The 26183-nt window shown below is 66.9% G+C and carries 32 protein-coding genes and 1 other RNA gene; 25 read left to right on the plus strand and 8 right to left on the minus strand.

The window, feature by feature from the left end; translation table 11 throughout:
- The first annotated feature begins 76 nt into the window (after positions 1 to 76).
- The 5 genes from AB4Z16_RS03955 to AB4Z16_RS03975 all read left to right on the plus strand — a co-directional run bounded on the left by AB4Z16_RS03955 (position 77) and on the right by AB4Z16_RS03975 (position 3774).
- Complete coding sequence (locus AB4Z16_RS03955; protein WP_441510007.1) at positions 77 to 1354, plus strand: phosphopantothenoylcysteine decarboxylase domain-containing protein; 1278 nt, start codon at positions 77 to 79, stop codon at positions 1352 to 1354.
- Between the two features lie 5 nt (positions 1355 to 1359).
- Positions 1360 to 1830 (plus strand): dUTP diphosphatase, encoded by a 471-nt coding sequence (dut, locus tag AB4Z16_RS03960; protein WP_441510008.1) that lies wholly within the window; start codon positions 1360 to 1362, stop codon positions 1828 to 1830.
- Positions 1827 to 2279, plus strand: a complete 453-nt coding sequence (locus AB4Z16_RS03965; protein ID WP_441510009.1) for an RrF2 family transcriptional regulator — start codon at positions 1827 to 1829, stop codon at positions 2277 to 2279. Before dut ends, AB4Z16_RS03965 begins: the two co-directional genes overlap by 4 nt.
- 83 nt (positions 2280 to 2362) lie before the next feature.
- Entirely contained in the window at positions 2363 to 3325 is a 963-nt protein-coding gene (gene cysK, locus AB4Z16_RS03970) for a cysteine synthase A (protein WP_441510010.1), read from the plus strand.
- On the plus strand, positions 3322 to 3774 hold the full coding sequence (locus AB4Z16_RS03975; RefSeq protein WP_441510011.1) for a GNAT family N-acetyltransferase: 453 nt from the start codon (positions 3322 to 3324) through the stop codon (positions 3772 to 3774). Before cysK ends, AB4Z16_RS03975 begins: the two co-directional genes overlap by 4 nt.
- A gap of 6 nt (positions 3775 to 3780) precedes the next feature.
- Here AB4Z16_RS03975 and AB4Z16_RS03980 read toward each other — a convergent pair whose 3' ends face one another.
- From AB4Z16_RS03980 to AB4Z16_RS03990, 3 genes are all read right to left on the minus strand, one after another.
- Entirely contained in the window at positions 3781 to 4650 is an 870-nt protein-coding gene (locus tag AB4Z16_RS03980; protein ID WP_441510012.1) for a VOC family protein, read from the minus strand.
- Between the two features lie 117 nt (positions 4651 to 4767).
- Positions 4768 to 6003 carry an NAD(P)/FAD-dependent oxidoreductase gene (locus AB4Z16_RS03985; RefSeq protein WP_441510013.1) on the minus strand — a complete coding sequence of 412 codons (1236 nt, stop codon included), beginning with the start codon at positions 6001 to 6003 and terminating at the stop codon, positions 4768 to 4770.
- Positions 6003 to 7052 carry a YihY/virulence factor BrkB family protein gene (locus AB4Z16_RS03990; protein ID WP_441510014.1) on the minus strand — a complete coding sequence of 350 codons (1050 nt, stop codon included), beginning with the start codon at positions 7050 to 7052 and terminating at the stop codon, positions 6003 to 6005. The genes AB4Z16_RS03985 and AB4Z16_RS03990 overlap by 1 nt, the downstream gene beginning before the upstream one ends.
- 176 nt (positions 7053 to 7228) lie before the next feature.
- On the opposite strand from AB4Z16_RS03990, the gene AB4Z16_RS03995 reads away from it, so the two are divergent.
- On the plus strand, positions 7229 to 7927 hold the full coding sequence (locus AB4Z16_RS03995) for an outer membrane protein (protein WP_441510015.1): 699 nt from the start codon (positions 7229 to 7231) through the stop codon (positions 7925 to 7927).
- Positions 7928 to 8057: 130 nt separating this feature from the next.
- Here the strand turns inward: AB4Z16_RS03995 and recR are convergent, their stop codons facing one another.
- From recR to AB4Z16_RS04020, 5 genes are all read right to left on the minus strand, one after another.
- Positions 8058 to 8663: a recombination mediator RecR gene (gene recR / locus AB4Z16_RS04000; RefSeq protein ID WP_441510016.1), complete on the minus strand. Its 606-nt coding sequence runs from the start codon at positions 8661 to 8663 to the stop codon at positions 8058 to 8060.
- Between the two features lie 107 nt (positions 8664 to 8770).
- Entirely contained in the window at positions 8771 to 9091 is a 321-nt protein-coding gene (locus tag AB4Z16_RS04005; RefSeq protein WP_441471122.1) for a YbaB/EbfC family nucleoid-associated protein, read from the minus strand.
- 21 nt (positions 9092 to 9112) lie between these two features.
- Complete coding sequence (locus AB4Z16_RS04010) at positions 9113 to 10978, minus strand: DNA polymerase III subunit gamma/tau (RefSeq protein WP_441510017.1); 1866 nt, start codon at positions 10976 to 10978, stop codon at positions 9113 to 9115.
- Positions 10979 to 11099: 121 nt separating this feature from the next.
- An RNA gene (gene ffs, locus AB4Z16_RS04015) (signal recognition particle sRNA small type) lies at positions 11100 to 11196 on the minus strand.
- Between the two features lie 64 nt (positions 11197 to 11260).
- Positions 11261 to 11827 carry a Chromate resistance protein ChrB gene (locus tag AB4Z16_RS04020; RefSeq protein ID WP_441510018.1) on the minus strand — a complete coding sequence of 189 codons (567 nt, stop codon included), beginning with the start codon at positions 11825 to 11827 and terminating at the stop codon, positions 11261 to 11263.
- Between the two features lie 126 nt (positions 11828 to 11953).
- Between AB4Z16_RS04020 and AB4Z16_RS04025 the strand changes: the two genes are divergently transcribed.
- The 19 genes from AB4Z16_RS04025 (at position 11954) to AB4Z16_RS04115 (ending at position 26073) form a co-directional block, all read left to right on the plus strand.
- Positions 11954 to 12700: a COG4280 domain-containing protein gene (locus AB4Z16_RS04025; protein WP_441510019.1), complete on the plus strand. Its 747-nt coding sequence runs from the start codon at positions 11954 to 11956 to the stop codon at positions 12698 to 12700.
- Positions 12697 to 12912 carry a hypothetical protein gene (locus AB4Z16_RS04030; RefSeq protein ID WP_441510020.1) on the plus strand — a complete coding sequence of 72 codons (216 nt, stop codon included), beginning with the start codon at positions 12697 to 12699 and terminating at the stop codon, positions 12910 to 12912. The genes AB4Z16_RS04025 and AB4Z16_RS04030 overlap by 4 nt, the downstream gene beginning before the upstream one ends.
- 197 nt (positions 12913 to 13109) lie before the next feature.
- A complete protein-coding gene (gene rpmH, locus AB4Z16_RS04035; protein ID WP_038364779.1) occupies positions 13110 to 13244 on the plus strand; it encodes a 50S ribosomal protein L34 in 135 nt (44 codons plus the stop codon).
- A 54-nt stretch (positions 13245 to 13298) separates the two neighbouring features.
- Positions 13299 to 13700, plus strand: coding sequence for a ribonuclease P protein component (gene rnpA / locus AB4Z16_RS04040; protein WP_441510021.1), 402 nt, complete (start codon positions 13299 to 13301; stop codon positions 13698 to 13700).
- A gap of 50 nt (positions 13701 to 13750) precedes the next feature.
- Positions 13751 to 15619 (plus strand): membrane protein insertase YidC, encoded by a 1869-nt coding sequence (gene yidC / locus AB4Z16_RS04045; protein WP_441510121.1) that lies wholly within the window; start codon positions 13751 to 13753, stop codon positions 15617 to 15619.
- 57 nt (positions 15620 to 15676) lie between these two features.
- Positions 15677 to 16309, plus strand: coding sequence for a CatB-related O-acetyltransferase (locus tag AB4Z16_RS04050; protein ID WP_441510122.1), 633 nt, complete (start codon positions 15677 to 15679; stop codon positions 16307 to 16309).
- A gap of 147 nt (positions 16310 to 16456) precedes the next feature.
- Entirely contained in the window at positions 16457 to 17122 is a 666-nt protein-coding gene (yihA, locus tag AB4Z16_RS04055; protein WP_441510022.1) for a ribosome biogenesis GTP-binding protein YihA/YsxC, read from the plus strand.
- Between the two features lie 7 nt (positions 17123 to 17129).
- Positions 17130 to 17498, plus strand: coding sequence for a DUF423 domain-containing protein (locus AB4Z16_RS04060; protein WP_441510023.1), 369 nt, complete (start codon positions 17130 to 17132; stop codon positions 17496 to 17498).
- Between the two features lie 103 nt (positions 17499 to 17601).
- Entirely contained in the window at positions 17602 to 18498 is an 897-nt protein-coding gene (argB, locus tag AB4Z16_RS04065) for an acetylglutamate kinase (RefSeq protein WP_441510024.1), read from the plus strand.
- A 177-nt stretch (positions 18499 to 18675) separates the two neighbouring features.
- Positions 18676 to 19416, plus strand: a complete 741-nt coding sequence (locus tag AB4Z16_RS04070) for a pyrimidine 5'-nucleotidase (RefSeq protein ID WP_441510025.1) — start codon at positions 18676 to 18678, stop codon at positions 19414 to 19416.
- Positions 19417 to 19535: 119 nt separating this feature from the next.
- Positions 19536 to 20732: an O-succinylhomoserine sulfhydrylase gene (locus AB4Z16_RS04075; RefSeq protein ID WP_441510026.1), complete on the plus strand. Its 1197-nt coding sequence runs from the start codon at positions 19536 to 19538 to the stop codon at positions 20730 to 20732.
- A 188-nt stretch (positions 20733 to 20920) separates the two neighbouring features.
- Positions 20921 to 21508, plus strand: a complete 588-nt coding sequence (gene hisB / locus AB4Z16_RS04080) for an imidazoleglycerol-phosphate dehydratase HisB (RefSeq protein ID WP_441510027.1) — start codon at positions 20921 to 20923, stop codon at positions 21506 to 21508.
- Positions 21509 to 21578: 70 nt separating this feature from the next.
- Positions 21579 to 22067 (plus strand): DUF2628 domain-containing protein, encoded by a 489-nt coding sequence (locus AB4Z16_RS04085; protein WP_441510028.1) that lies wholly within the window; start codon positions 21579 to 21581, stop codon positions 22065 to 22067.
- On the plus strand, positions 22064 to 22720 hold the full coding sequence (gene hisH / locus AB4Z16_RS04090; RefSeq protein WP_441510029.1) for an imidazole glycerol phosphate synthase subunit HisH: 657 nt from the start codon (positions 22064 to 22066) through the stop codon (positions 22718 to 22720). Before AB4Z16_RS04085 ends, hisH begins: the two co-directional genes overlap by 4 nt.
- The gene (hisA, locus tag AB4Z16_RS04095; RefSeq protein WP_441510123.1) at positions 22708 to 23463 is read left to right on the plus strand and encodes a 1-(5-phosphoribosyl)-5-[(5-phosphoribosylamino)methylideneamino]imidazole-4-carboxamide isomerase; all 756 of its coding nucleotides are present in this window, start codon (positions 22708 to 22710) and stop codon (positions 23461 to 23463) included. The genes hisH and hisA overlap by 13 nt, the downstream gene beginning before the upstream one ends.
- Positions 23460 to 24224, plus strand: a complete 765-nt coding sequence (hisF, locus tag AB4Z16_RS04100) for an imidazole glycerol phosphate synthase subunit HisF (protein ID WP_441510030.1) — start codon at positions 23460 to 23462, stop codon at positions 24222 to 24224. The genes hisA and hisF overlap by 4 nt, the downstream gene beginning before the upstream one ends.
- Positions 24224 to 24544: a phosphoribosyl-ATP diphosphatase gene (locus AB4Z16_RS04105; protein ID WP_441510031.1), complete on the plus strand. Its 321-nt coding sequence runs from the start codon at positions 24224 to 24226 to the stop codon at positions 24542 to 24544. Before hisF ends, AB4Z16_RS04105 begins: the two co-directional genes overlap by 1 nt.
- A 55-nt stretch (positions 24545 to 24599) precedes the next feature.
- The gene (gene coaA, locus AB4Z16_RS04110) at positions 24600 to 25574 is read left to right on the plus strand and encodes a type I pantothenate kinase (RefSeq protein ID WP_441510124.1); all 975 of its coding nucleotides are present in this window, start codon (positions 24600 to 24602) and stop codon (positions 25572 to 25574) included.
- Between the two features lie 52 nt (positions 25575 to 25626).
- Positions 25627 to 26073 (plus strand): YqaA family protein, encoded by a 447-nt coding sequence (locus AB4Z16_RS04115; RefSeq protein WP_441510032.1) that lies wholly within the window; start codon positions 25627 to 25629, stop codon positions 26071 to 26073.
- Positions 26074 to 26183: the final 110 nt, after the last annotated feature.

The raw sequence follows: 26183 nt of genomic DNA on the forward strand, positions 1-26183 counted from the left end.
CGCGGCGCATGACAGCGCTGCACCACGGGTGCTAGGAAGCGGTCAGTTCGCCGCAAGCCTTACCCGAGGAGCCGCCTTGTCCGCTTCCCGCTCCGTTCTCCTGATCATCGGCGGCGGCATCGCCGCCTACAAGGTGCTCGAAGTCATCCGCCGGCTGAAGGATCGCGGCATCGCCTCGCGCTGCATCCTGACCAAGGCCGGCGAGCAATTCATCACGCCGCTCACCGTCTCCTCGCTCGCCGGCGAGCGCTGCTTCACCGACCTGTTCTCGCTGACCGACGAGGCGGATATCGGCCATATCCAGCTGTCGCGCTCGACCGACCTCATCGTCGTGGCGCCGGCGACCGCAGATCTCATCGCCAAGATGGCGCACGGCCTCGCCGACGATCTCGCCTCGACCGCCCTGCTCGCCACCGACAAGCGCATCCTGATCGCGCCGGCGATGAATCCGCGGATGTGGCAGCATCCGGCGACGCGCCGGAACATGGCGCAACTCGAAAAGGACGGCGTCCTCGTCGTCGGCCCGAATGTCGGGGCGATGGCCGAACGCGGCGAGAGCGGGCCGGGCCGTATGGCGGAGCCGCCCGAGCTGCTGGCCGCGATCGAGGCCGCGCTGGCCGGCGAAAAACCCGCGGCCACCCGTGCCATCGGCTTCCTCGGCCGGCTGCCCGGCGGCGACCACGCCAAGCCGGGGCCCCTTGCCGGCCGGCATGTGCTGATCACATCGGGGCCAACACATGAGGCGATCGATCCCGTCCGCTACATCGCCAACCGCTCTTCCGGGAAGCAGGGCCACGCCATCGCGGCGGCCGCGGCGGCGGCGGGCGCACGGGTGACGCTGGTCAGCGGCCCGGTGAATCTGTCCGATCCCGACGGAGTCGAGACCGTCCATGTCGAATCCGCCCGCCAGATGCTGGCCGCAGTCGAAACCGCCTTGCCGGCCGATATCGCGATCTTCGCCGCCGCCGTCGCCGACTGGCGCGTCGCCGATGCCGCGCCCGAAAAGATGAAGAAGGACGGCAAGGCGCTCGCGCCGCTCGCGCTGGTCGAGAATCCCGACATTCTGGCCACCGTGGCGCATCGCAAGAGCGGGCGCCCGCCGCTGGTCGTCGGCTTTGCCGCCGAGACCCAGAGCGTCATCGACTACGCCAAGGCCAAGCTCGCGAAGAAGGGCTGTGACCTGATCGTCGCCAACGACGTCGGCGGCACCGGCGTGATGGGCGGCGATGCCAATACGGTCCATCTCGTCACCACCGCGGGTGTCGAAACCTGGCCGACGCTTCCGAAGGATGAGGTTGCGAGCCGGCTGATCGCCCATATCGCGGGCCTTGCCCTGACCGGCCGGGCGGGCTGATCGCGATGGTGACGGTCGCGCTGCAACGCCTGCCGCATGGCGCCGATCTGCCCTTGCCGGCCTATGAGACGGCCGGCGCGGCCGGCCTCGATTTGCGCGCCGCCATCGCCGGGCCGCTCGTGCTTGCACCCGGCGAAAGGGCGCTGATCCCGACAGGGCTCGCGATGCAGCTGCCTGATGGATTCGAGGGGCAGGTTCGCCCGCGCTCGGGCCTTGCCGCCAAGCACGGCGTCACCGTGCTGAACGCGCCGGGAACCGTGGACAGCGACTATCGCGGCGAGGTCAAGGTGCCGCTGATCAATCTCGGGCAGGAGGCCTTCGCCATCGCGCGCGGCGACCGGATCGCGCAGCTGGTGATCGCGCCCGTGACGCATGCCAAGCTGACGGAGGTCGCAAGTCTCGAGGCCACCGCGCGCGGCGCGGGCGGCTTCGGCTCCACCGGCGTCGGGGGCAAACACGGAGAGAAGCGGCCATGATGCTGCTCTCGCGCCGCAGCCTGCTTGCCATCGCAGCCGTGGTCGACATCGCGCTGCACGCCCGGCCTTCGCCGGTCGCCGCAAAGCTTCTGGCCGCGCGCCATGCCTTGCCGCCGCGCCATCTGGAGACGCTGCTTCAGACGCTCGTACGCGTCGGCATCCTCAAGGGCGTGCGCGGCCCGCGCGGCGGCTATGAACTCGCCCGCGAAAGGCGCAAGATCACGGCCGGCGACATCGCCCGCGCCGCGATGCAGGAATCCGGCGAAGAAGGGCTCGGCCCCCTGCCGCAATCGCGGCTCGTCGACGAGGTCGTCGGGCCGGAGGTTGAGGCCGCGTCGGCCGCCTTCCTGGCAATGCTCGACAAGGTGACCGTGGAAGAGCTCTGCCAGCGGGCGCAGGCTAGATCCGTCTTCGGCAGAGGTAGTTCCGGAGCAGATTTCACTATTTAAGATTGTGATTTGCTTCTTTAATCGACACAATCTGTGAATTGACCTAGCTTCACCGCTGGCAGGCCCTCCAGGAGGATTCATCCATGGCTGAAGCGACAAAGGCCCCCGGACGCGGGCGCATCTACAACTCGATTACCGACACGATCGGCGACACCCCTCTCGTCAGGTTGAACCGCCTGCCGGCCGACCGCGGCGTCAAGGCGACGATCCTCGCCAAGCTCGAATTCTTCAACCCGATCTCCAGCGTGAAGGACCGCATCGGCGTCAACATGATCGATGCGCTGGAAGCCTCCGGCGCGCTGAAGCCGGGCGGCACGCTGATCGAGCCGACCTCAGGCAACACCGGCATCGCGCTCGCCTTCGTGGCGGCGGCACGCGGCTATCGCCTGATCCTGGTCATGCCCGAGACGATGTCTCTGGAACGGCGCAAGATGCTCGCCTTGCTGGGCGCCGAGCTCGTCCTGACGCCCGGCCCCGGCGGCATGCGCGGCGCCGTCGCCAAGGCCGAGGAGCTCAAGAGCGAGATTCCCGGCGCGATCATCCCGCAGCAGTTCGAGAACCCGCACAATCCGGAGATTCACCGCCAGACGACGGCCGAGGAGATCTGGAACGACACCAGCGGCCAGGTCGACATCATCATCTCCGGCGTCGGCACCGGCGGCACCATCACCGGCGTCGGCCAGGTGCTGAAGGCACGCAAGCCCAGCGTGCAGATGGTCGCGGTCGAGCCCGAGGATTCGCCGGTCCTCTCTGGGGGACAGCCCGGCCCGCACAAGATCCAGGGCATCGGCGCCGGCTTCGTGCCGGGCGTGCTCGATCGCAGCGTGATCGACGAGGTCGTCACCGTCGGCAATCAGACCGCTTTCGATACGGCGCGCGCGCTCGCCAGGAGCGAGGGCATTCCGGCCGGCATCTCCTCGGGAGCGGCCGTTGCAGCGGCGCTCGAAGTCGGCGCGCGGCCGGAAAACGCCGGCAAGACCATCGTGGTGATCATCCCCTCCTTCGCCGAACGCTACATCTCCAGCGCCCTGTTCGAGGGTCTGTGAACCCGCCAGCCATTCAGATCGTCCGGCTGGCCGAAAGCCTGCCGGACGATTTCGAGGCCTTGCGCCACGAGGCGAGCGCGGAAAGCTATCGTTTCGTCGAAGGCCTGCGCGAGGAATGGCTGGCAGGGCATTATGCCGGCAGCGACGACCGCTTCGCTGCCTTCGCGGCCTTTCAGCAAGGGGAACTCGCCGGCATCGGCGCCCTCACGCCCGATCCCTACGATCCCGAGCCGGACCTCCTGCGGGTCAGACATGTCTATGTCAGGCCGCTCCATCGCGGCAGCGGTGTCGGCCGCGCGCTCGCCGCGGCGCTCATTCAGCAGGGGCTGGCACTGGCGCCGCGCTTATCGCTGCGCGCTGGCGATCCCCATGCCGCGGCGTTCTGGGAGGCGAACGGTTTCAAGCAGGATGCGGGCGGTAGGCGCCGGTCCCATCTGCTGACGCGCTGAGCTTTCTCAGCGGGCCAGGACCAGCCTGTTGCCCCAGGGATCGGCAATCGTCGGCGCCCCTTCGGCCTCGCTGCCGCCGCCGGCAAGGATGCGCTCGCGCATCGCCGCGAAATCCACCTCGCCCCGCGCCACGACCTCGAAGCGATCGAGCCCGGCCTCCCCGGGCCGGCGCGGCCCGGCGCCGCGGCTGCCCCAGATATTGCCGGCGATATGGTGGTGGTAACCGCCGCTGGCGAGGAAGCTCGCGCCGGGATAATGGACCATCAGATCGAAGCCGAGCAGGTCGCGATAGAAGGCCTCGGCCGCCACCGTGTCGCCGACGCGCAGATGAATATGGCCCATGCCGGTGCCTTCGGGCATGCCCGCATAGGGGGCGCTCTCGGCCTCGGCGAGCAGCTTGTCCAGGTCGAGCCGCTCGGTCGCCATGGCAATGCCGCCATCGGGACGGCGCGGCCATTCCGCCCGTTTGCGATCGCGGTAGATCTCGATGCCGTTGCCCTCGGGGTCCGAAAGGTAGAGTGCCTCGCTGACGAGGTGATCGGAGGCGCCTTCGAGCGGGATGCGCGTCTCGGCGGCGTGCTTCAGCCAGTTGGCGAGATCGCGCCGCGACGGCAGCAGGATGGCGAGATGGAAAAGGCCGGCCGCCGAACTCGGCTGCGCCGCCCCGGCCTGAAGCCGGACCAGCACCTGCCCGCCGATGCCGAGCTCCGCGCTGTCACGGTCTTGCCGGCTCAGCCGCAGCCCGATCGCATCGCGATAATAGGCAACCAGCTTGGGGAGATCGCGCACGCGCAAGGTGACAGCCCCGACATGATAGGGAGCGTCATGCGCCTCCAGAATGGCGAGAGGCGCGGTCTTCTCTGCGGTCGCGGACATGGCGGGATCCTTTCACGGCAGCCGCACTGGCCGCCGTCATCAAACATGGCGCTTCCCACCCCGCTTGTCGCCATCTTCGCCGGCAAAGGCGAGATTGCAACGCTGCAATGCGATCGTTCACCCAGGTCGCGAGCGGTCGATCGCGAAATGCCCGAACCAGCCTTCCTCCCGGCCACGGACGAGCGAGCCGATCAGGCGGGACGCGAGGAAACTGAAGGTGATGCCATTGCCGCCATAGCCGTAGGCGGCGAGGAGACGCGGATGACCCGGCACGCGCCCGATCAGCGGCAAGCCGTCCTCCGTCTGGCCGAAGGCACCGGACCACGCATGGTCGACATCGAGGCGCGCCTGGGGGATCAATGCCTGAAGCCGGTGCAGCAGGGCTTGCGTCTTCAGCATTCCCAGCGCCTCGCGCCGGTCCGGGTCCGCGAAATCCTCGTCCTCGCCGCCGAAGACGATGCGGCCGCCGGCCGTGGTCCGGCAGTAGCAATAATCCTCGGAAGCTTCCCAGACGAGAGCCGGACCCGGCCAAAAAACCCCAGGCTGCTGCGGGGCAGTGGCGATCGCCCAGCTCGACGCGATGCGGTGCAGGTCGTCGCGCACGATCTCCGGCATGACATAGCCGGTTGCGAGCACGACATGCCCGGCTTCGACGACATGGCCCCCGGACAGGCTGACGGCCGCGCCACGGGCGGCTCCGTCGAAACCGATCGCCTCGTCGCGAATCAGGCGCGCGCCGCGCCGGGCGGCGACCGCGATCAGGCCGTGACAGAGACTCACGGGATCGGCCTCGGCAGAGCCGGGCGAGACGATCGCCGCTTTGCGATCGAAGCCGAAGCTGCCGAGCAGGGCCGCGTGCTCGACGAATTCGCCCGGCAATCCCGCCCGGCCGCGCAATTCGGCCTCATCGCGCAACTCGCGCGGCCCAATCTCCCCGGCGGCCAGATAGATCGTGTGGCGCGGCGAGAAACTGCAGGAAAGCTCGAGCTCGCCGACAAGCCGGCTAAGCCCGGCAACCGCTCCGGCGCTGAGCCGATAGATCTCGGCCGCCCGGTCGAAACCATAAAGCGCCGCCAGTTCGCGCAGCGGCAGATCGATCTCCCATTGCAACATGGCCGTCGAGGCCGCCGTGCTGCCGACCCCTTCGCGCTCGCGATCGATCAAGACGGTGTCGAGCCCCATCGCCGTCAGATGCTCGGCCAAGAGCGCGCCGGTGATACCCGCGCCCACGATGGCCACGTCGCAACGCGTATCGGCTTCAAGCGGCTGCCCGGCCGGCCGGTCGATGCCGGCGCGCCAGGGACCGGTCCCACTGCGCAGATCGTCCTGGCGTGTGGTTTCGGGATCGAGCATCACTCCGCCTTCGCCGGGCCGACCCGGTCGGCGAGAGTGGCGCCGCGCTGGCCGAGAGGCTTCGGTTTGCCCGTCGTGGTGTCGTGCGCGGTCTGGTGTTCCAGCTCCGCGTTCAGCTCGGCCCCCGCGAGCACGATGGTCGCCGAGAGCCAGAGCCAGGTCATGAACACCACGACGGTCGCGAGCGAGCCATAAGCGGCGGTGTAGTTGCCGAGCGTGCTGACATACCAGGAGAACGCATAGGAGGCCGCGCCCCATAGAAGGGCCACAGCGATGGCGCCGGGCATGACCCAGACGAAGCGCATGCGCTGGCGGCTCGGGCCGATCCAGTAGAGAACCGCTATCGAGAGCGTTGCCATGACGAAGAAGGCGGGCCAGCGCACCAGCCGGATCAGCCGTTCCAGCTCGAAATGGAAGGGAAATAGCGCGGTCACGACCGGCAAGCTGGCGATCGCGACCAGCGCCGCGACCAGCAGCACGACGCCGCTCACCGTGGTTAACAGCGAGATCGCGTTGAGCTTGAGGAAGCTCCGCTTCTCCTGTTCGCGATAGATGATGTTGAGCGCGTCGAAGATCGCCTTCACCGCCGCGTTGGCGGACCAGGCCGCGACGAGGAGGCTGATGTAGAAGGTCAGGGACAGGCTGACTCCCGACTGGGTCGAGAGCCGCATCGCCTGCTCGTGGATGAGCTCCCGCGCGGCCTGCGGGAACATGGTCGTCACCGCGTCGAGCTGCCCGGCGATGGTCGCCGGATCGGTGAAATAGCGGTAGATCGTCACCAGCAGCGACAGCGCCGGGACCAGCGAGAGCAGGGTGAAGAAGGCGACCGCGCCGGCAAGGGAGGTCAGCCGGTTGTCGGCGACATTGCCGACGAAGCGCAGCAGCACGTCCTTCCAGCCAAGCCACGTCATCTGCAGCGGTGTACGCGCTTGCCGTCCGCGAGCCTCCTCTTGCCGGCGCCGGCCGCGGCGATTGGCAAGCACCCCGGACAGATAGCCGAGCGCGACGCCGATGCCGGCCGCACCGGTGATCCGCTTCAGGAATGCCATCTCGGATTTCGCGCTCCGCCCTGCCTCGCCGCAGCTTGCGGTGAACCGCGCTCGGCCGCAATCGTTCCCGCGCTTTCCTCCCCCGGCACCAATTTAGCCGATTGTTAACCTTAATGCTTCGTTATGTCCGGGCGCGTTCGACCATTCGGGCGCATCACATGTCCTCGGAAAGCCCGATGTCGAAGCTGAGATATGCCCTGGCAGCATGCGTGGCGCTGCTGTCCGGCGCGTCCGCCGCGGCCGATCTGCGCGGCGTCGCCCTGCCGCCCGCGCCTGAACTGCCGGCGCTCTATTCCTGGACCGGTGTCTATGCCGGTCTCCAGGGCGGCTACTCCTGGGGCAGCAACCGCGTGCGGATCGGCTCGCCGATCGGCCCCTTCGCGCCGATGAGCTTCCGCATCGACGACGACTCCACCTTCGGCGGAGCCCATGCCGGCTTCAACTATCAGTTCGACAGCGTGATGCTCGGCCTCGAGGGCGACATCGAAGCCGTCGACAGCCGCAGCCGCTTCGCCGGCATCGGCGTCAACGGCCGCGTCTCGCAGGACTGGCAGGGCGCGGCGCGCATCCGCATCGGCTATGCCTTCGACCGCATGATGATCTATGCCGCAGGCGGCGCCTCCTTTACCGAATATGAGCGGCGCGTTTTCGATGCGGCCGGCTTCGGCGAAAGGCTGACCAGCGCACGCACCGGCTGGAACCTCGGTGCCGGCGTCAACTTCGCCTTCACCGACAACCTGATCCTGGGCGCCGAGTACCGCTACACCGATTTCGGGCGGAACCGTTTCGCCAGCTCCGGCGCCTTTCCGGGCCTGACAGGCGATCAGGAATTCACGGCGCACAGCGCCCGCGCCAGCATCGCCTACAAGTTCTGAGGACGCTTCCGCTTGGCCGTCATGCTCGGGCTTGACCCGAGCATCCCGTGACAAAAACGCTCGCGCGCCTCGTCCGGCCTGCGATTCTCGGGTCTGCGCGTCGCTGCGCCCGAGAATGACGCGCCACGTCTCAAAACCCCGTGCGCTGGCGTATCGCGGCGGCCAGCGTGCCGTCGTCGAGATAGTCGAGCTCGCCGCCGACCGGAACGCCATGGGCGAGCTTCGTCACCTTGACCGGCAGATGCGCGAGCAGGTCGGTGATGAAATGCGCCGTGGTCTGGCCGTCGACCGTGGCGCTGAGCGCGAGGATGATCTCCTTCACCGCCGGATCGGAAGCGCGCGCCACCAGGGCATCGAGCGAGAGATGCTCGGGCCTGACGCCATCGAGCGCCGAGAGCACGCCGCCGAGCACGTGATAGCGGCCAGAGACCGCGCCGGAGCGCTCCAGCGCCCAGAGGTCCGAGATATCGGCGACGACGACGATCAGCCCGTCGTCACGGCGCGGATCGGAGCAGAGTCCGCAGGGGTCGCTGGTGTCGACATTGCCGCAGCGCGAGCAGACGACGATGCGCTCGCGCGCCACCGCCATCGCCTCGGAGAGCGGCCCGAGCAATTGCTCGCGCTTCTTGACCAGATGCAGCGCCGCGCGCCGGGCCGAGCGCGGCCCGAGCCCCGGCAGCTTGGCCAGGAGCTGGATCAGCCTTTCGATCTCGGGACCGGCAATGGCGCGGGACATGATGACTCGTCGATGGATACGTCATGGTCGGGCTTGACCCGACCATCTCAGGACGGGAGCCCTTCTGCACGAGATGCCCGGGTCAAGCCCGGGCATGGCGGCCTGTCTCAGAACAGCTTCATGCCCGGCGGGATCGGCAGGCCCTTGGTGATCTCGGCCATGCGCTCCTGCATGACGCGCTCGCCACGGGTCCGGGCATCGTTCGCGGCGGCGACGATCAGGTCCTCGAGGATCTCGCGCTCGTCCGGCACCATCAGGCTCGGGTCGATCTTCACGCCCTTGAGCGCGCCCTTCGCCGTCATCGTGACCGTGACCATGCCGCCGCCCGCCGTGCCCTCGACCTCGATGGCGTCGAGCTCGGCCTGCATGTCGGCCATCTTCTGCTGCATCTGCTGAGCCTGCTTCATCAGACCCATCATGTCGCGCATGGGAAATCCTCCTTAAAAAACTCAGAAATCGATGCCGTCGAAATCCGGCTCGGAATCATCGAAAAGCGGCTCGGCATCAGGCAGGTACTCGTCCTCGGCCGGCGCCGAGGCTGCATTCTCGGCCGCGGCGATGGCGCGCGGATCACGGACGTCGACGATGCGCGCACCGGGAAAGCGCTCCAGCACGGCCTTGACCGAGGGATGAGCCGCAGCGTCGCTCTCGCGCCGGTCCTTGGCCGCCACCGCCTGTTCGCGCAGGGTCGCGCCGCCCTCCTCGTTGACGACGGCGACCATCCAGGTCTGGTTCGTCCACTCCTTGAGGCGGCGCGAGAGATCCTGCGCGAGGGTGCGCGAGGCGCCCTCGGCAAGCGAGAACTCGATGCGGCCAGGCTCGAAGCGCACCGGCCGGATATCGCGCTCCAGGGCGATCTTCAGGGTGATGTCGCGGTTCTGCGAGGCCAGCGCAACGACATCCTCGATCGAGGCGACGATCGCGGCGGGGGCGGCGGCAATGCGTGCTACCGGCACAGGGGCCGGATTGGCGCTGGCGAGGATCGGCCGGGCGGCGAGCGCGGTGTTGCCGCCGCCGGAAGGCGGGCGCGGCGCGCCGCCGCCATTGCCGTTTCCGGCGGGGACGGAGCCCATGCCGTCGCGCAGCAGCTTCAACGCCTCGTCAGGCGTCGGCAGATCGGCGGCGTGGGCGAGGCGGACGAGGACCATCTCGGCGGCCATCACCGGGCGGTCGGCCTGCTTCACCTCGCTGATACCCTTGAGCAGCATCTGCCAGGTGCGGGCGAGGATGCGAACCGAGAGGCGCTGGGCGAAATCGCCGCCGCGCACGCGCTCGGCCTGGGCGAGGCTGTTATCCTTCACCGCCTCGGGCACGAGCTTCAGGCGGGTGACGAGATGGGTGAACTCGGCGAGATCGTTGAGCACCACGACCGGATCGGCGCCGGCATCGTACTGCGCCCGCAACTCGCCCAGCGCCGCGGCAATGTCGCCCTTCATCACTGATTCGAAGAGGTCGATGACGCGCGCCCGGTCGGCGAGGCCGAGCATGGAACGGATGTCGTCGAGCGTGATCCGCCCGGCCGCATGGGCGATCGCCTGGTCGAGGATCGAAAGCGAATCGCGCACCGAGCCCTCGGCTGCGCGGGCTACGGCCGCGAGCGCCTCCTGCTCGGCATCGACGCCCTCGGCCTTGCAGATGCCGGCGAGGTGATCGACCAGCACATCGGCCTCGACGCGGCGCAGATCGAAGCGCTGGCAGCGCGACAGCACCGTAATCGGCACCTTGCGAATCTCGGTGGTCGCGAAGATGAACTTCGCGTGCGGCGGCGGCTCCTCCAGCGTCTTCAGGAATGCGTTGAAGGCGCCGGTCGACAGCATGTGCACCTCGTCGACGATATAGACCTTGTAGCGCGCCGAGACCGGGGCATAGCGCACGGCGTCGTTGATCTGGCGGATGTTGTCGACGCTGTTGTTCGAGGCGGCGTCGATCTCCATCACGTCGATATGGCGGCCCTCGATGATCTCGCGGCAATGCACGCCGAATTCGCGCAGATCGGTGGTCGGGCCGCCCTGTCCGTCGGGCGTCTGGAAGTTGAGCGCACGCGCCAGGATGCGGGCGGTGGTCGTCTTGCCGACGCCGCGCACGCCGGTCAGCATCCAGGCCTGCGGAATACGGCCCGCGGCGAAGGCGTTGGTGAGCGTGCGCACCATCGCTTCCTGGCCGATCAGATCGCCGAAATGCGCCGGCCGATACTTGCGGGCGAGCACGCGATAGGGCGCCGGCGCCGCACCGGACGCCGCCTGCGGCGCAGGCGCCGGATCGAAACCGGCGAAACCCGGTTCGTCAGCAGAGGCGGCGTCGATCTGGTCGGTCATGAAAACTGGTTTCGCCAATCGGGAGGCGAGGGTCAATGGCGCTATGCCAGTTTGCGCGCCGCGCCGTTTGACCTCGGCCCAGGCATGACGCCGGTGCACGGCGCTTTCACGCGGCGCATGAGGTGGGAGGCTGGACGAAGACCCGTTCGGTCTCGTTAGGGCTGCTTCCTTCCGGACCTGACCCGGTTGGCGAGTGAGACGTCCCTCGCCAACCTCCCGGGCGCTATATCGGGGATGTCGGCGCGAAGTGCAAGCCTGCCGGCACCAGATCCGCCAGCGCGGTCACGGTCGCTTCGGCGCCTCGGGAGCGCGATTCTCCTCCTGCGCCGCGAAAACATTGTGCGCGTAGGCGTCGAGGATCGCTTCCGAACGCTGCAGGCGCTCGGCCGCCTCGCCGGCGCGGGGCGCGCCGTAGAAATCCAGCTTGCGGATCTTTTCGATCCAGTTCCGGAATTTCATCAGCTCCTGCTCGTTCTCCTCGAGCTCGGCGAAGGTGAAATGCGAGACCCGCGTCTCCTCGTCGATCTCGGCCTCGAAGGCGAGACACTTCTCGATGAACTCCTTGTACTCGTCGTCGCGATCGGCATTGAAGCGCGCGACGACCTTCTCCTGCTGTTTCTGGTCGAGACCGACCGTCGCCAGCAACAGCGCCTCGCCCTCCGCCTCGGCGATCTCGTTCTCGAGCATCTTGAGACGCCGCAGATGGTCGTCGGTCTTCGGCAGCAGGCAGACGCCGCCCTGCAGATAGACCGCGCCCATCCCCTTGAGCTTGCGCCAGATGGAGACCCGCTTGCGCGCCGGTTCGGCCGGAACCTTGTAGGTCAGCAACAACCATTCGAGCGACGCCATGGAACCTCTTGAATGTTACCGCTGTTACAAATAACATTTTACCACAGCCATTCAAGGCCGAAGCGGCAGTGACAGCAGAAGCCGCCATTGTCACCTGCCGGCGAGACCATTCACAAGAGGTCGCTCATGACGTGGACCATGGCCGCTCCAGCGCTTTCCGCCGCCTTCCTCGCCTCGCTGGTCGAGGTCGTCGAAGCCTTCACCATCGTCCTCGCAGTCGGGACCGTCCGCGGCTGGCGGCCGGCGCTCATCGGCACGGGCTGCGCGCTGGCCGTGCTCGCATTGCTGGTGCTGCTGCTCGGCTCGGCCCTGACACGGGTGCCACTGCAGGCCCTTCAGCTCGTCATCGGCGTGCTGCTCATGATGTTCGGCCTGCGCTGGCTGCGAAAGGCCATCCTGCGGGCCACCGGCTTTATCGCGCTCCATGATGAGGAAGCGGCCTTCATCAAGGAAACAGGGGCCTTGCAGGGCGGCGATGGCGGAGCGGCAGGCCATCACGACTGGATAGCGGGACTGACCGCCTTCAAAGCCGTGATGCTCGAAGGCATCGAGGTCGTCTTCATCGTGCTCGCCGTCGGCGCCGGCCGGGGCCTGCTCTGGCCCGCCAGCCTCGGGGCGCTCGCCGCCTGCGCGCTCGTGCTCGCGCTCGGCCTCGTCCTGCGCAAGCCACTCGCCAGCGTTCCCGAGAACACCCTGAAATTCGCCGTCGGCGTGATGATATCGGCCTTCGGCATCTACTGGACGGGAGAAGGGTTGGGCGTCGATTGGCCCGGCGGCGACTTCGCAATCCCGGCGCTGGCGGCGCTCCTGCTGGCGAGCGGACTCACCCTCGCCGCAACCTTTCGCCGGAACTCCATGGAGACTGCAGCATGAAGACGATCGGCATGATCCTGCGCGAAATTGCCGCTCTGTTCATCGATGACGAACGGCTCGCCCTCGCCATCCTTGTACTGGTCGGGCTATGCGCCTGCCTCGCTTTCGGCCTCCACGCCAGCCCGGCCGGCGTGGCCGCGGCTCTGACGGGCGGCTCCATCCTGGTTCTGGCCTTCAGCGTCCGCCAGGGCACGAAGCGCCGGCCGCGCTGAATGATGCGCGGAGCTTCGCCGCAGATGGCGGCTTCGCGGATCATTCGGCATTGACTCGGTGTCGTCCATCCGTCATAAGCCCGCCACCTGCGCAGCCGAAAGGCCGCGCCGACCCTTATCGCATGACAGGCTCGGTTGGCCATGCTTTCCCCGGAAAGCCGCGGCCGTCGTGCTCATAAAGGCCCCGGAGACGGACCGTGAAGAGAACCTATCAACCCAGCAAGCTGGTTCGCAAGCGCCGCCACGGCTATCGCGCTCGCATGGCGACCAAGGGTGGCCGCAAGGTCATCGCTGCTCGCCGCGCGCACGGCCGCAAGCGCCTGTCGGCCTGACAAGCACTGGCGCGTGACCATAGCGCGCCCGTTCCGGAAGACTGGCCAACCGCCATGCGCCTCGCCCGTCTGACGCAACGCAAAGAATTTCTGGCGGCGGCCGACCACGGCCGCCGTTTTCGTTCGCCTGCCTTCATGGCACAGGTGCGCGACTGCATGCCCGAGGAAGAGCGGGACGGGCTCAGGCTCGGGCTCACCGCCTCGCGCAAGACCGGCAATGCCGTGAAGCGCAACCGCATCCGCCGCCGCCTGCGCGCAGCCGCCGCCAAGGCGCTGCGTGACCAGACCGCGAAGCCCTGCGACATCGTGGTCGTTGCCCGCTCCGAAGTGCTGAAGGCAGATTTTCACGCACTCGTGGCCGATCTGTCCATTGCCATCGACCGGGCGAAGCCTCAAAAGCCGCATGCTGACCGGCACCGCTCGCGCATGAAGCGCGATGCGGCGCCGCGAGGCTGACCAGACACGCCGCCCCCTGCCGGACCAAGCGAGATTCGTTTCCGATCATGATGAAAGAAGACAACCGCAATCTGCTTCTCGCGATCGTCATGTCCGTGGTCATCCTGCTCGGCTGGCAGTTCTTCTATGCCAAGCCGCAGATGGAGAAGCAGCAGGAGGCCGCGCGGCAGAACCAGCAGGCCCAGAGCCAGCAGGCGCCTGCAGCTTCCGGCTCGACCCCGACGCCCGCCACGCCCGGCCAGCCCGGCGGCTCCGCCGCGCCCGGCGCTCCCGCGACGCAGGCCGTCGGCACGCGCGAGCAGGCGCTGGCTGCCAGCCCGCGCATCAAGATCGACACGCCCCGGATCGCTGGCTCGATCTCGCTGACGGGCGCTCGCGTGGACGACGTCTCGCTCAAGGCATTCCGCGAGACGGTAGACCCCAACAGCCCGATCATCGTCCTGCTTTCGCCGGCCGGCGGCCCCAACGCCTATTATTCGGATTTCGGTTGGGTCGCAGCGCCCGGCAGCTCGGTAGCTGTGCCCAACGCAAAAACCGTTTGGACTGCGGATAACCAGACCCTGACCCAGGCCGCGCCGGTCACGCTGAGCTGGGACAACGGCCAGGGCCTGATTTTCAAGCGCATTATCAGCGTCGACAACAACGCTATGTTCACGATCCAAGACGAAGTCGAGAACAAGGGCGCCACCGCGGTCACGCTCTTCCCGTACGGCCAGGTCGTCCGTCAGGGCCGACCGCACACGCTGGGCTATTACGTTCTCCACGAAGGCCTCGTTGGCTATGTCGGCGACCACGGCCTGGAGGAATGGACCTACGATAAGCTCGATAAAGAGCCGGCGCTGTCGCCCGGAACCGTCGGCCGGAACTGGAAGGATGCCGTCGGCGGCTGGGTCGGTATCACCGACAAATATTGGGCGGCGACCGTCATCCCCGACCAGAAGCGCAAGTTCGAAGGCCGTTTTTCTTCGGTCCAGACCGGTTCGGAGCGCACCTACCAGGCCGACTTCCTCGGTGAAGCCGTGGCGGTGGCGCCGGGCGCGAGTGCTGCGTCGCAGTCGAAGCTTTTCGCCGGTGCAAAGGAAGTCGCGGCGATCAATGGCTATGAGCGCGATCTTCAGATCACGCGCTTCGACCTGCTGATCGACTGGGGCTGGTTCTATTTCATTACCAAGCCGATGTTCCTGCTGCTCGACTGGATCTACAAGCATGTCGGCAATTTCGGCGTCGCGATCCTGATCGTCACGGTGCTGCTCAAGGCGCTGTTCTTCCCGCTCGCCAACAAGTCCTACGCCTCGATGGCGAAGATGAAGGCGCTGCAGCCGGAAATGACGGCGATCCGCGAGCGCTACGCCGACGACAAGATGAAGCAGCAGCAAGCGCTGATGGAGCTTTACAAGACGCAGAAGATCAACCCGGTGGCCGGCTGCTGGCCGGTGCTGCTGCAGATCCCGGTGTTCTTCGCGCTCTACAAGATCCTGTTCATCACCATCGAGATGCGGCACGCGCCGTTCTTCGGCTGGATCCACGATCTCGCCGCGCCCGATCCGACGAACATCTTCTTCTTCCTGCCCGCGGCCATGACGAGCTATCTGCATCTCGGCATCTGGCCGATCATCATGGGCATCACGATGTTCATCCAGATGAAGATGAACCCGGAGCCGCCGGACCCGGTGCAGAAGATGATGTTCACCTGGATGCCGGTGTTCTTCACCTTCCTGCTCGGCTCGTTCCCGGCCGGCCTGGTGATCTACTGGAGCTGGAACAACCTGCTCTCGGTGACCCAGCAGGGCTTCATCATGCGCAAGAACGGGGTGAAGATCGAATTGTTCGATAACATCAAGGGCATGTTCGGCAAGAAGCCGGCTGCAGCGCCCGCCGCACCGGCGCCGCCAAAGCCGGCCAACACCAACAAGAAGTGAGTGATCGAAGGGCGGGTCTTCCCGCCCTTCGCCTTTTCAGGCCAAGGCCTTCCCGCGATGCCGCTTCCCGATCCGCAGACGCGCCACCCCATCCCCGGCTGGAAGGGCACCGCCTTCCTGAAGGCGGTCGTCGATCATCCGCTGATCGAGGTCGGCGACTACAGCTATTACGACGACTCGCGCGGGCCCGAGCATTTCGTCGCCCGCTGCGTGCGCTATCATTTCGACTTCATCGGCGACCGGCTGATCATCGGAAAATTCGTCGCCATCGCGCAGGCCGCGCAGTTCATCATGAACGGCGCCAATCATCCGATCGGCGGCTTCTCGACCTTCCCCTTCCAGATGTTCGGCCTCGGCGATCCCGAGGCGCTCAAGCGCCCCGGCCCGAACAATCGCGGCGATATGGTCATCGGAAACGATGTCTGGATCGGGCGCGAGGCGGTGATCATGCCCGGCGTCAGGATCGGCGACGGCGCGATCATCGGCACGCGGGCGCAGGTCACCAAGGACGTGCCGCCCTATGCGGTCGTCGCCGGCAATCCTGGCCGGGTCGTGAAGATGCGCTTTGCGCCCGAGATCGTGGCGGAACTGCTGGCGACCCGCTGGTGGGACTGGGAGGCGGACAGGATCGCGCGCCATATCGACGCGATCCAGGGCGCCGACATCGACGCGCTGCGCGCAGCCGTGTAAGAGCGAGCCATCCTCAGCCCTCATCCTGAGGAGCAGCCCTCAGGCTGCGTCTCGAAGGATGTTCCGGTACGCGCGGGAGCATCCTTCGGGACGCTGCTTGCGCGGCTCCTCAGGATGAGGGCTTCTGATTTCGAAAGAGCGGAAGCCATGACCACCTCCACGACCAAGCCCTATGACGCCGAAGAGATCGAAGCCGCCCGCAAGCTCTTCGAGGGGCCGTGGGATTTCGTCTGGGCCTCGACCAAGATCGACGATCTGCCGCCTATGGTCGGGCAGGAGATCGCCTTCGCCGGCCGCTCCAATGTCGGAAAGTCCAGCCTGATCAACGCGCTGACGCGGCGCAACGCCCTGGCGCGGACGTCGCATACGCCGGGCCGGACGCAGCAGCTCAACTTCTTCCGCCAGGTCGACCATGACGAGCGGCTGACGATCGTCGACATGCCCGGCTATGGCTATGCCGCCGTGGGCAAGGAGAAGGTCGCGGCCTGGACCAGGCTGATCCACGATTATCTGCGCGGCCGCTCGAACCTGATGCGCGTCTACGTGCTGATCGACGCGCGCCATGGCATCAAGGATGTCGACGGCGCCGTGCTGGAGACGCTCGACAAGGCCGCCGCGTCCTATCAGGTGGTGCTCACCAAGGGCGATGCGTTGAAGCCGGGCGACCAGCAGTTCATGTGCGAGGCGACCTATGACGAGATCAAGCGCCGGCCGGCGGCCTTCCCCGAGGTGCTGCTGACCTCCAGCGAAAAGGGAGTGGGCATTCCCGAATTGCGCGCCGCGATCGGCCGGGTTCTCGCCGAGCGGTTGTGAGAATCGCATGAACGCGACAAAGACCCATCTCACCTTCGCCGCCCTGATGGGCCTGGCGGGCGTCGCGCTGCTAGCGGCTGCCGCCCACGTCACCGGCACGGCCAATGTCCAGACTGCCGGGCAGATGCTGCTGTTCCACGCTTCAGTCGTCATTGGCGCCACCGCCGCCCGCAAGGGCGGGCATCTGCAGGATGCGCTGGCCCGTTTCGCGCTCTCGGCCATCATCTTCGGTGCGGTGCTGTTCGCGGCCGATCTGGCCCGCCGCGGCTTCGCCAACGAGGCGTTGTTCCCGCGCGCGGCGCCGATCGGCGGCTGGTTCATGCTCGGCGGCTGGCTCGGCCTCGCCGTCGCGGCCGTGACAGCCAGGCGGACTTGACGACCGGGCGCGCCTGACCGGCGCCGGACGTCCTTCCGCCGTCGCGCAAGTTCGGGTAGAAGCGCGCCCGGACCCTTCCTGCGGCCGCGCGGAGCCTGCCCGAATGACCGACCATCCCCTTCTGACGCCGTCGCAATCCGCCGAGCTGCTCGTCCAGGCGCTGCCTCACATGCAGCGCTACGACCAGGAAATCATCGTCATCAAGTATGGCGGCAACGCCATGGGCGATGCCGCCACCGCCGAGGACTTCGCCGAGGATATCGTGCTGCTCGAGCAGTCCGGCCTGAAGCCGGTGGTCTGCCATGGCGGCGGCCCGCAGATCGCGGCGATGCTGAAAAAGCTCGGCATCCAATCCGAGTTCAAGCAGGGCCTGCGCGTCACCGACGAAGCGACCGTCGAGGTCGTCGAAATGGTTCTCGCCGGCTCGGTCAACAAGGAGATCGTCGGCTACATCACCCGCGAGGGCGGCCGCGCCATCGGGCTCTGCGGCAAGGACGGCAACATGGTCACCGCGCGCAAGGTGACCCGCACGATCGTCGACCCGGATTCCAAGATCGAAGAGGTTCTCGATCTCGGCTTCGTCGGCGAACCCGACGCGGTCAACACCACCGTGCTCGACGCCGTGCTTAAGGCCGAGCTCATCCCGGTGCTGGCGCCGGTCTGCGCCGCAGCCGACGGCCAGACCTACAACGTCAACGCCGACACTTTCGCCGGCGCCATTGCGGGCGCGCTGAATGCCAAGCGCCTGCTGCTGCTGACCGACGTACCGGGGGTACTGAACAAGGACAAGCAGCTGATTCCGGAACTCACTGTCGAGGAATGCCGCCGCCTGATCGCCGATGGTACGATCTCGGGCGGCATGATCCCGAAGATCGAGACCTGCATCTACGCGCTGGAGAAGGGCGTCGAGGCCGTCGTCATCCTCGACGGCAAGGTGCCGCATGCGGCGCTGATCGAGCTGTTCACCGACACCGGCGCCGGCACGATCATCCGGCGCTAGTTTCAGCCGTCATTCTCGGGCGACGCAAAGCGCCGACCCGGGAATCGCGTGACCAGAAAGCACTGGTTTCGGAGATGGTCGGGTCAAGCCGACCATGACGGTGGGAAGCGCTATGGCGATTAAGCCTTGACCAAGGACTTGCGGCGCAGACTCCGGATCGCCACATCACGGAGTCCTATGAAAATACTCGCTGACATACCTGCCGCGGCACCGCCCTTTCCGACAGAGGGCTTCGCGCATGTCGATCACTGGATCTTCGATCTCGACAACACCCTCTACTCGCATGAGGCCAAGGTCTGGCCGCAGGTCGACGAGCGCATCACCCTGTTCCTCGCAGAGCTGTTCGGGCTTGATGGGCTCTCTTCGCGCGCGCTGCAGAAATATTACTACCAGCACTACGGCACCACGCTGAAGGGGCTGATGGAAGAGCACGGCGTCGATCCCGGCGATTTCCTCGACTTCGCCCACCAGATCGACCTGACCCTGCTCGACCCGAATCCCGATCTCGGCGAGGCGATCGCGGCCCTGCCCGGCCGCAAGCTTATCCTGACCAACGGCTCGCGCGGGCACGCCGAGAACGTCGCCGGCAAGCTCGGCATCCTCCATCACTTCGAGGATATCTTCGACATCGTGCAGGCCGGCTTCACGCCCAAGCCCGAGCGTTCGACCTATGAGACCTTCCTCGCCAAGCATTCCGTCGATCCGGGCCGGGCGGCGATGTTCGAGGATATCGAGAAGAACCTCGTCGTCCCCAGCGCGCTCGGCATGAAGACCGTGCTGATCGTGCCGAAGACGCCCGATCCCTTCCGCGAGACCTGGGAACAGGTCGCGGTCGAGGCCGGACACGTCCATCATGTCACGGCCGACCTCACCGGCTTCCTGAAGCCGCTCGGGCGCCCAACCGAACCCTGCACCTGAAGCCGCAGAAGGTTTGTCGCGAGAGCGGTTTTCAAAAAAGGAAATTCTGTTCTTCTTTACGAACAGAAGGGGAAGTGCTAGTGGCTTTGTCCGTTATAAAGAACGGACTGAGGTTCCCCATGTCGGCATCGGACAACGCCGCAGCCAAGCTGCATCCTGAAACTCGCCTCGTCCACGCCGGCACCATGCGCTCCCAGTTCGGCGAGACCTCCGAGGCGCTGTTCCTGACGCAGGGCCATGTCTACGACAGCGCCGAGCAATGCGAGGCCCGCTTCCTGAACAAGGATCCGGGTTTCCAGTACGCCCGCTTCTCCAACCCGACGGTGTCGATGCTCGAAGGCCGCATGGCCGCCTTCGAAGGCGCCGAGGCCTGCCGCGCCACGGCGACCGGCATGGCTGCCGTCACCGCGGCCGTGATGGCGCCCTTGCGTGCAGGCGACCATGTCGTGGCGGCCCGGGCGCTGTTCGGCTCCTGTCGCTACATCGTCGAGGATCATCTGCCGCGCTACGGCGTCGAGTCGACGCTGGTCGACGGCACCGATATCGAGGCCTGGCGCAAGGCGGTCCGGCCGAACACCAAAACCTTCTTCCTCGAAACGCCGTCGAACCCGACGCTCGAGGTGATCGATATCGCGGCCGTCGCGAAGATCGCCAAGGCAGCCGGCGCCCGGCTCGTCGTCGACAACGTCTTCGCCACGCCGCTCTTCCAGCGCCCGCTCGAGCTCGGCGCCGATCTCGTCGTCTACTCGGCGACCAAGCATATCGACGGGCAGGGCCGCTGCCTCGGCGGCCTCGTCGTCGGCTCGAAGGAGCTGATCGAGGGCGATATCCAGACCTTCCTGCGCCAGACCGGCCCGGCGATTTCCCCCTTCAACGCCTGGGTGATGCTCAAGGCGCTGGAGACGCTGCCGCTGCGCGTGCGCCAGCAGGCTGAGAATGCCACCAAGGTCGCGGATTGGCTCGCCGCCCATGCCAAGCCGTCCAAGGTCATCTTCTGCGGCCACAAGAGCCACCCCCAGGCCGAGATCATCGCCCGCCAGATGAGCGGCCCCTCGACGCTGATCGCCTTCGAGGTGCCGGGCGGCAAGGAAGCCGCCTACCGCCTGCTCAACGCCTGCAAGCTGATCCGCATCTCCAACAATCTCGGCGACGCCAAGAGCCTCATCGTCCATCCGGCGACGACCACGCACCAGCGTTTCACGCCGGAGGTCCGTGCCGATATGGGCGTCACCGACGGCATGATCCGCCTTTCGATCGGGCTGGAGCACGCCGACGACCTGATCGCCGATCTGGAGCAGGCGCTGGCGAGGGTTTGACCCAGGCCGTCATTCTCGGGCGGAAGCGCCGACCCGAGAATCGCGAGCAGGATAAGGTTTCGGAACCTCTCCTGGCATGAGATGCTCGGGCCAAGCCCGAGCATGACGGCTGTTGGAGCGGCCAGTGGCCATCTCCGCCCGCCCCTGCTAAAGCGGGGCCGGTTCCCGCCAAGGCTTGAGAGGCCAGCATGCGTTCGGGCGAAGTGAAGCGCCGCACCAACGAGACCGATATCGCGGTCTCGCTTCTGATCGACGGCACCGGCAAGGCCGAGATAGCCACCGGCGTCGGCTTCTTCGACCATATGCTCGACCTCTTCGCCCGCCATTCTCTGATCGATCTCAAGGTCGCGGTGAAGGGCGACACCCATATCGACGACCACCACTCGGTCGAGGATGCCGGCATCGCCATGGGCGAGGCTTTGAAGCAAGCTCTCGGCACCAAGAAGGGCATCCGCCGCTATGCCGATGTCCACCTGCCGATGGACGAAACGCTGACGCGCGTTGCGATCGACGTCTCCGGCCGGCCGTTCCTGGTGTTCCGCACGGAGTTCAAGGCGCAGAAGATCGGCAGTTTCGATACGGAGCTGGTGCGCGAATTCTTCCAGGCCTTCGCCATCAACGCCGGCATCACGCTGCATGTCGAGACGCTCTACGGCGACAACGCCCACCATATCGCCGAAAGTTGCTTCAAGGGGCTGGCACGCGCGCTGCGCCAGGCACTGGAAGTCGATCCGCGCGAGGGCGACCGCATCCCCTCGACCAAGGGCGCTCTCTGATTCTTCGTCTACGCATTTTCTTCACGCGAACCGGTAGCCACTTCGCTCGAAAATGCTCTAGGAGGCGGCCATGGCATTCTACACCGTCCTGAGACCGCCGCCGGCCGCGGGAGGCCACGGCGAGGAAATCGAGCAGGCGCGCCTCATTCCCGAGAGCTTCTCCTGGGGCGCCTTCCTGCTCACCGGCCTCTGGCTCCTCGGCAAGAGGCTGTGGCTGATGACCCTGCTGTTCGCGCTGGCTGTGGCCGGGCTCATCTATCTGCGCAGCCGCTTCGGCCTGCATCCGAGCGCGCTGTCGCTGATCTATTGGTCGAGCGCGCTGTTCCTCGGCGTCGAGGGCAACGACCTTGTCGTCCGAAAGCTCCTCCGCAAGGGCTGGCGCGTCGCCGACGTGGTCGAGGCCCGCAGCCTGCCCGAGGCCGAGCGCCGCTATTTCGAGCGGGCGCTGGCCGGCAAGGCCGCGCCGCCGCGTGCAGAGCCTGCCGCTCCTGCCCCGATGGTCCGCCCGAGCGGATCGCTGCCGATCATCGGCCTGTTCCCGGAGGCCCGCGGACGATGAGCCAGAGCGTCGCCATCATCGATTACGGCTCGGGCAATCTGCACTCCGCCGCCAAGGCTTTCGAGCGGGCGGCGCAGGAGAGCGGCATCGCCTCGACCATCCACGTCACCAGCGACACCGGCATCGTGCGCGCGGCCGACCGTATCGTGCTGCCGGGCGTCGGCGCCTTCGCCGATTGCCGGCGCGGGCTCGATGCCGTGCCGGGCATGGTCGAGACGCTGGAAGAGGTCGTGCGCGCCAAGGGCCGCCCCTTCCTCGGCATCTGCGTCGGCATGCAATTGCTGGCGTCGCGCGGGCTGGAATACACCATCACGAAGGGGCTCGGCTGGATCCCCGGCGACGTCACGCTGATCGAGCCGGACGACGACAGCCTCAAGATCCCGCATATGGGCTGGAACGTCCTGCACAAGCAGGATGAGCACAAGCTGCTCGACGGCATCGAGACCGGGCCACAGGGGCTGCACGCCTATTTCGTCCACTCCTACGCGCTGGCGGCGGAGCGCCCGCAGGACGTGCTGGCCCTGACCGACCATGGCGGGCCGGTTACTGCGATGGTGGCGCATGGCAATGTCGCCGGCACGCAGTTCCACCCCGAGAAGAGCCAGAAGCTGGGGCTGAAGCTCATCGCCAATTTCCTGAGCTGGAAGCCATGATCCTCTTTCCCGCGATCGACCTGAAGGAAGGCCGCTGCGTGCGGCTGAAGCAGGGCGACATGGCCCAGGCCACCGTCTTCAACGACGATCCGGCCGCGCAAGCTGCCGCCTTCGAGGCGCAGGGCTTCCAGTGGCTGCATGTCGTCGATCTCGACGGCGCCTTTGCCGGCAAGCCGATGAACGGGGCGGCGGTCGAGGCCATCCTGAAGCGTGTCGCCTTTCCGGTGCAGCTCGGCGGCGGCATCCGCGACATGAAGACGGTCGCCGGCTGGCTCGATAAGGGCATCGCCAGAGTCATTATCGGCACGGCGGCGGTGCGCGATCCCGGCTTCGTACGCGAGGCGGCCAAGGCGTTTCCGGGACAGGTCGCGGTCGGCATCGATGCGCGCGACGGCTTCGTCGCCGTTGAGGGCTGGGCGGAAACCTCCTCGCTCGCGGCGGCCGATCTCGGCCGGCGCTTCGAGGATGCCGGCGTCGCTGCGATCATATACACCGACATCGCCCGCGACGGCATGCTCCAGGGCATCAACTGGGAAGGCACGATCGCGCTGGCGAAGGCGGTCTCGATCCCGGTCATCGCCTCGGGCGGACTTGCCTCGATGGCCGATATCGAGCGCCTCTGCGCCGATGATGCCGCCATCCTCGAAGGCGCGATCACCGGCCGTGCCCTCTATGACGGGCGGATCGACCCGGCGGCGGCGCTGGCGCGGCTTCGGAGCGCGACGAAGGGAGCGGCGGCATGACCCTGAAGACCCGCATCATCCCCTGCCTCGACGTCAAGGAAGGCCGTGTGGTCAAGGGCGTCAAGTTCCTCGACCTCGTCGATGCCGGCGATCCGGTCGAAGCCGCCAAGGCCTATGACGCGGCCGGCGCCGACGAGCTCTGCTTCCTCGACATCACCGCGAGCCATGAGGATCGCGGCATCCTGCTGGACGTGGTGACGCGCACGGCGGAAGCCTGCTTCATGCCGCTCACCGTCGGCGGCGGGGTGCGCAAGGTCGAGGATATCCGCGCGCTGCTGCTCGCCGGCGCCGACAAGGTCTCGATCAACACCGCCGCCGTCACCAACCGCCAGTTCGTCAAGGAAGCGGCGGAGAAGTTCGGCGCCCAGTGCATCACGGTCGCGATCGACGCCAAGCAGGTCTCGCCCGGCCGCTGGGAGATCTTCACCCATGGCGGGCGCAACGCCACCGGCATCGAGGCCGTCGCCTTCGCCCGCGAGGTCGTTTCGCTGGGAGCGGGCGAGCTCCTCGTCACCTCGATGGACAGGGACGGCACCAAGTCGGGTTACGATCTCGGGTTGACCTGTGCGATTGCCGACGCAGTCTCGGTCCCGGTCATCGCCTCGGGCGGCGTCGGTAATCTCGACGATCTCGTCGCCGGAGTCAGCAGGGGCCATGCCTCGGCTGTGCTGGCAGCCTCGATCTTCCATTTCGGCACCTACACGATCCAGCAGGCTAAGGCGCATATGGCGGAAGCCGGGCTTCGGATGAGGCTGGACTGATGGCCGACTTCACGCTCTCCGAGCTCGAAACCCGCATTGCCGAGCGCGCCGGCGCCTCGCCCGAGGAATCCTGGACCGCCAAGCTGCTTGCGGCGGGGCCGGAACGAGCCGCCAAGAAGTTCGGCGAGGAGGCGGTCGAGGCCGTGATCGCCGCCGTGAAGGGCGATCGCGATGAGCTGATCGCCGAGAGCGCGGACGTGTTGTATCATCTTTTGGTGGTGCTCAAGGCGCGCAATGTTGCATTGCGGGACGTCTTGAGCCAGCTTGAGGCCCGCACCGCCCGCTCCGGACTGGCGGAAAAGGCGGCCCGGCCCCGTTGAGTACCGCGAGGATGGACCCGCGTTGAATCTCGAATCCTGGATTGCGGGCCGCGTCATGGACCAGCGTCTCGTCACGCCTGCGCCCGAACGCGAACTGGTCTCGCCCTACCGCCTGTTCTCGCGCGACGAATGGGCGCATCTGCGCGCCGATGCTCCGCTGACGCTCTCGGTCGACGACCTGACCAAGCTGCAATCGATCAACGATCCGATCTCGCTCGACGAGATCGTCGCGATCTATCTGCCGCTGTCGCGCCTGCTCTCGCTCTATGTCGCGGCGACTCAGGGGCTGTTCAAGGCGACGCAGCGCTTCCTGATCGCCGAGTCCGAGGTCAAGGTGCCCTATGTCATCGGGGTCGCCGGCTCGGTCGCGGTCGGCAAGTCGACGACTGCACGCGTGCTGAAGGCCCTGCTCTCGCGCTGGCCGAACACGCCGAAGGTGGAGCTCGTCACCACCGATGGCTTCCTTTTGCCAAATGCCGAGCTCGAACGGCGCGGGCTGATGCAGCGCAAGGGCTTCCCCGAAAGCTATGACGGGGCGGCGATCCTGCGCTTCCTGTCGGATGTGAAGGCGGGCAAGCCGCAGGTAGCAGCGCCGGTCTATTCGCACCTCGTCTACGACGTCGTGCCGGGCGAGACGGTGACGGTCGAGCGGCCGGACATCCTGATCCTCGAAGGGCTCAACGTGCTGCAGCCGAGCCGGATGCCGAAGGATGGCACGGCCATCCCCTTCGTCTCGGATTATTTCGATTTCTCGGTCTATCTCGACGCCGACGAGAATGACCTGCATCGCTGGTACGTCAACCGCTTCATGACGCTGCGCCAGACCGCCTTCCGCGATCCCCGCTCCTTCTTCCGCAAATATGCGGAGATCGGCGAGGACGAGGCGCTCGCGATCGCTGAGAAGCTCTGGACCGGCATCAATCTACCGAACCTGCAAGAGAACATCCTGCCCACGCGTCAGCGCGCCAGCCTGATCCTGACCAAGGGCGCGAGCCACCGCATCCAGCAGGTCGCCTTGCGGCGGCTTTGAGCATTTCAAGCCACCGAGCGCTCCTTGCCGTAGCAGCCTCTCCGAGAGCCCCATGGAACCGCTCGCATCACTCGCCGCCATGGCGGGCGCGGCCTTCGTCGCTGCAACCTTGCTGCCGGCCCAGTCCGAGGCCGTCTTCGTCGGGCTTCTCGCGGCAAAGAGCGTCGACCCGCTCGCGCTGTTCCTGACCGCGAGCCTGGCGAACACGGCCGGCTCCGTCCTCAATTGGTGGCTCGGACGGCTGATCGCGCGTCACGGCGTCGAGAAGCTGCCGGCACGGCTGCGCCCCGATCCGGCCCGCTTCGCGCAGGCGCAAACCTTCTTCGCCCGCTTCGGCTGGCCGTCGCTGCTCCTGGCCTGGTTGCCGATCGTCGGCGACCCCCTGACCTTCGTCGCCGGCACGCTGAACTATCCCTTTGGCCGCTTCGTCGCACTCGTGCTCATCGGCAAGGCCGGGCGCTACGCGGCGCTCTGGGCGGGCTGGGCGAGCTTCGCCTGACCTCCCCGCCGCGGAAGGGGGATTTGACGACATCTTCCCTAAGGTCAGGCGCATATCATTTGCGAAACCGACCGGGCCGGGCTACCAGCGAAGCGTCCGTTCAAGGAGAT

The organism is Allobosea sp. TAF32 (assembly GCF_052113585.1).
GTDB lineage: Bacteria > Pseudomonadota > Alphaproteobacteria > Rhizobiales > Beijerinckiaceae > Allobosea.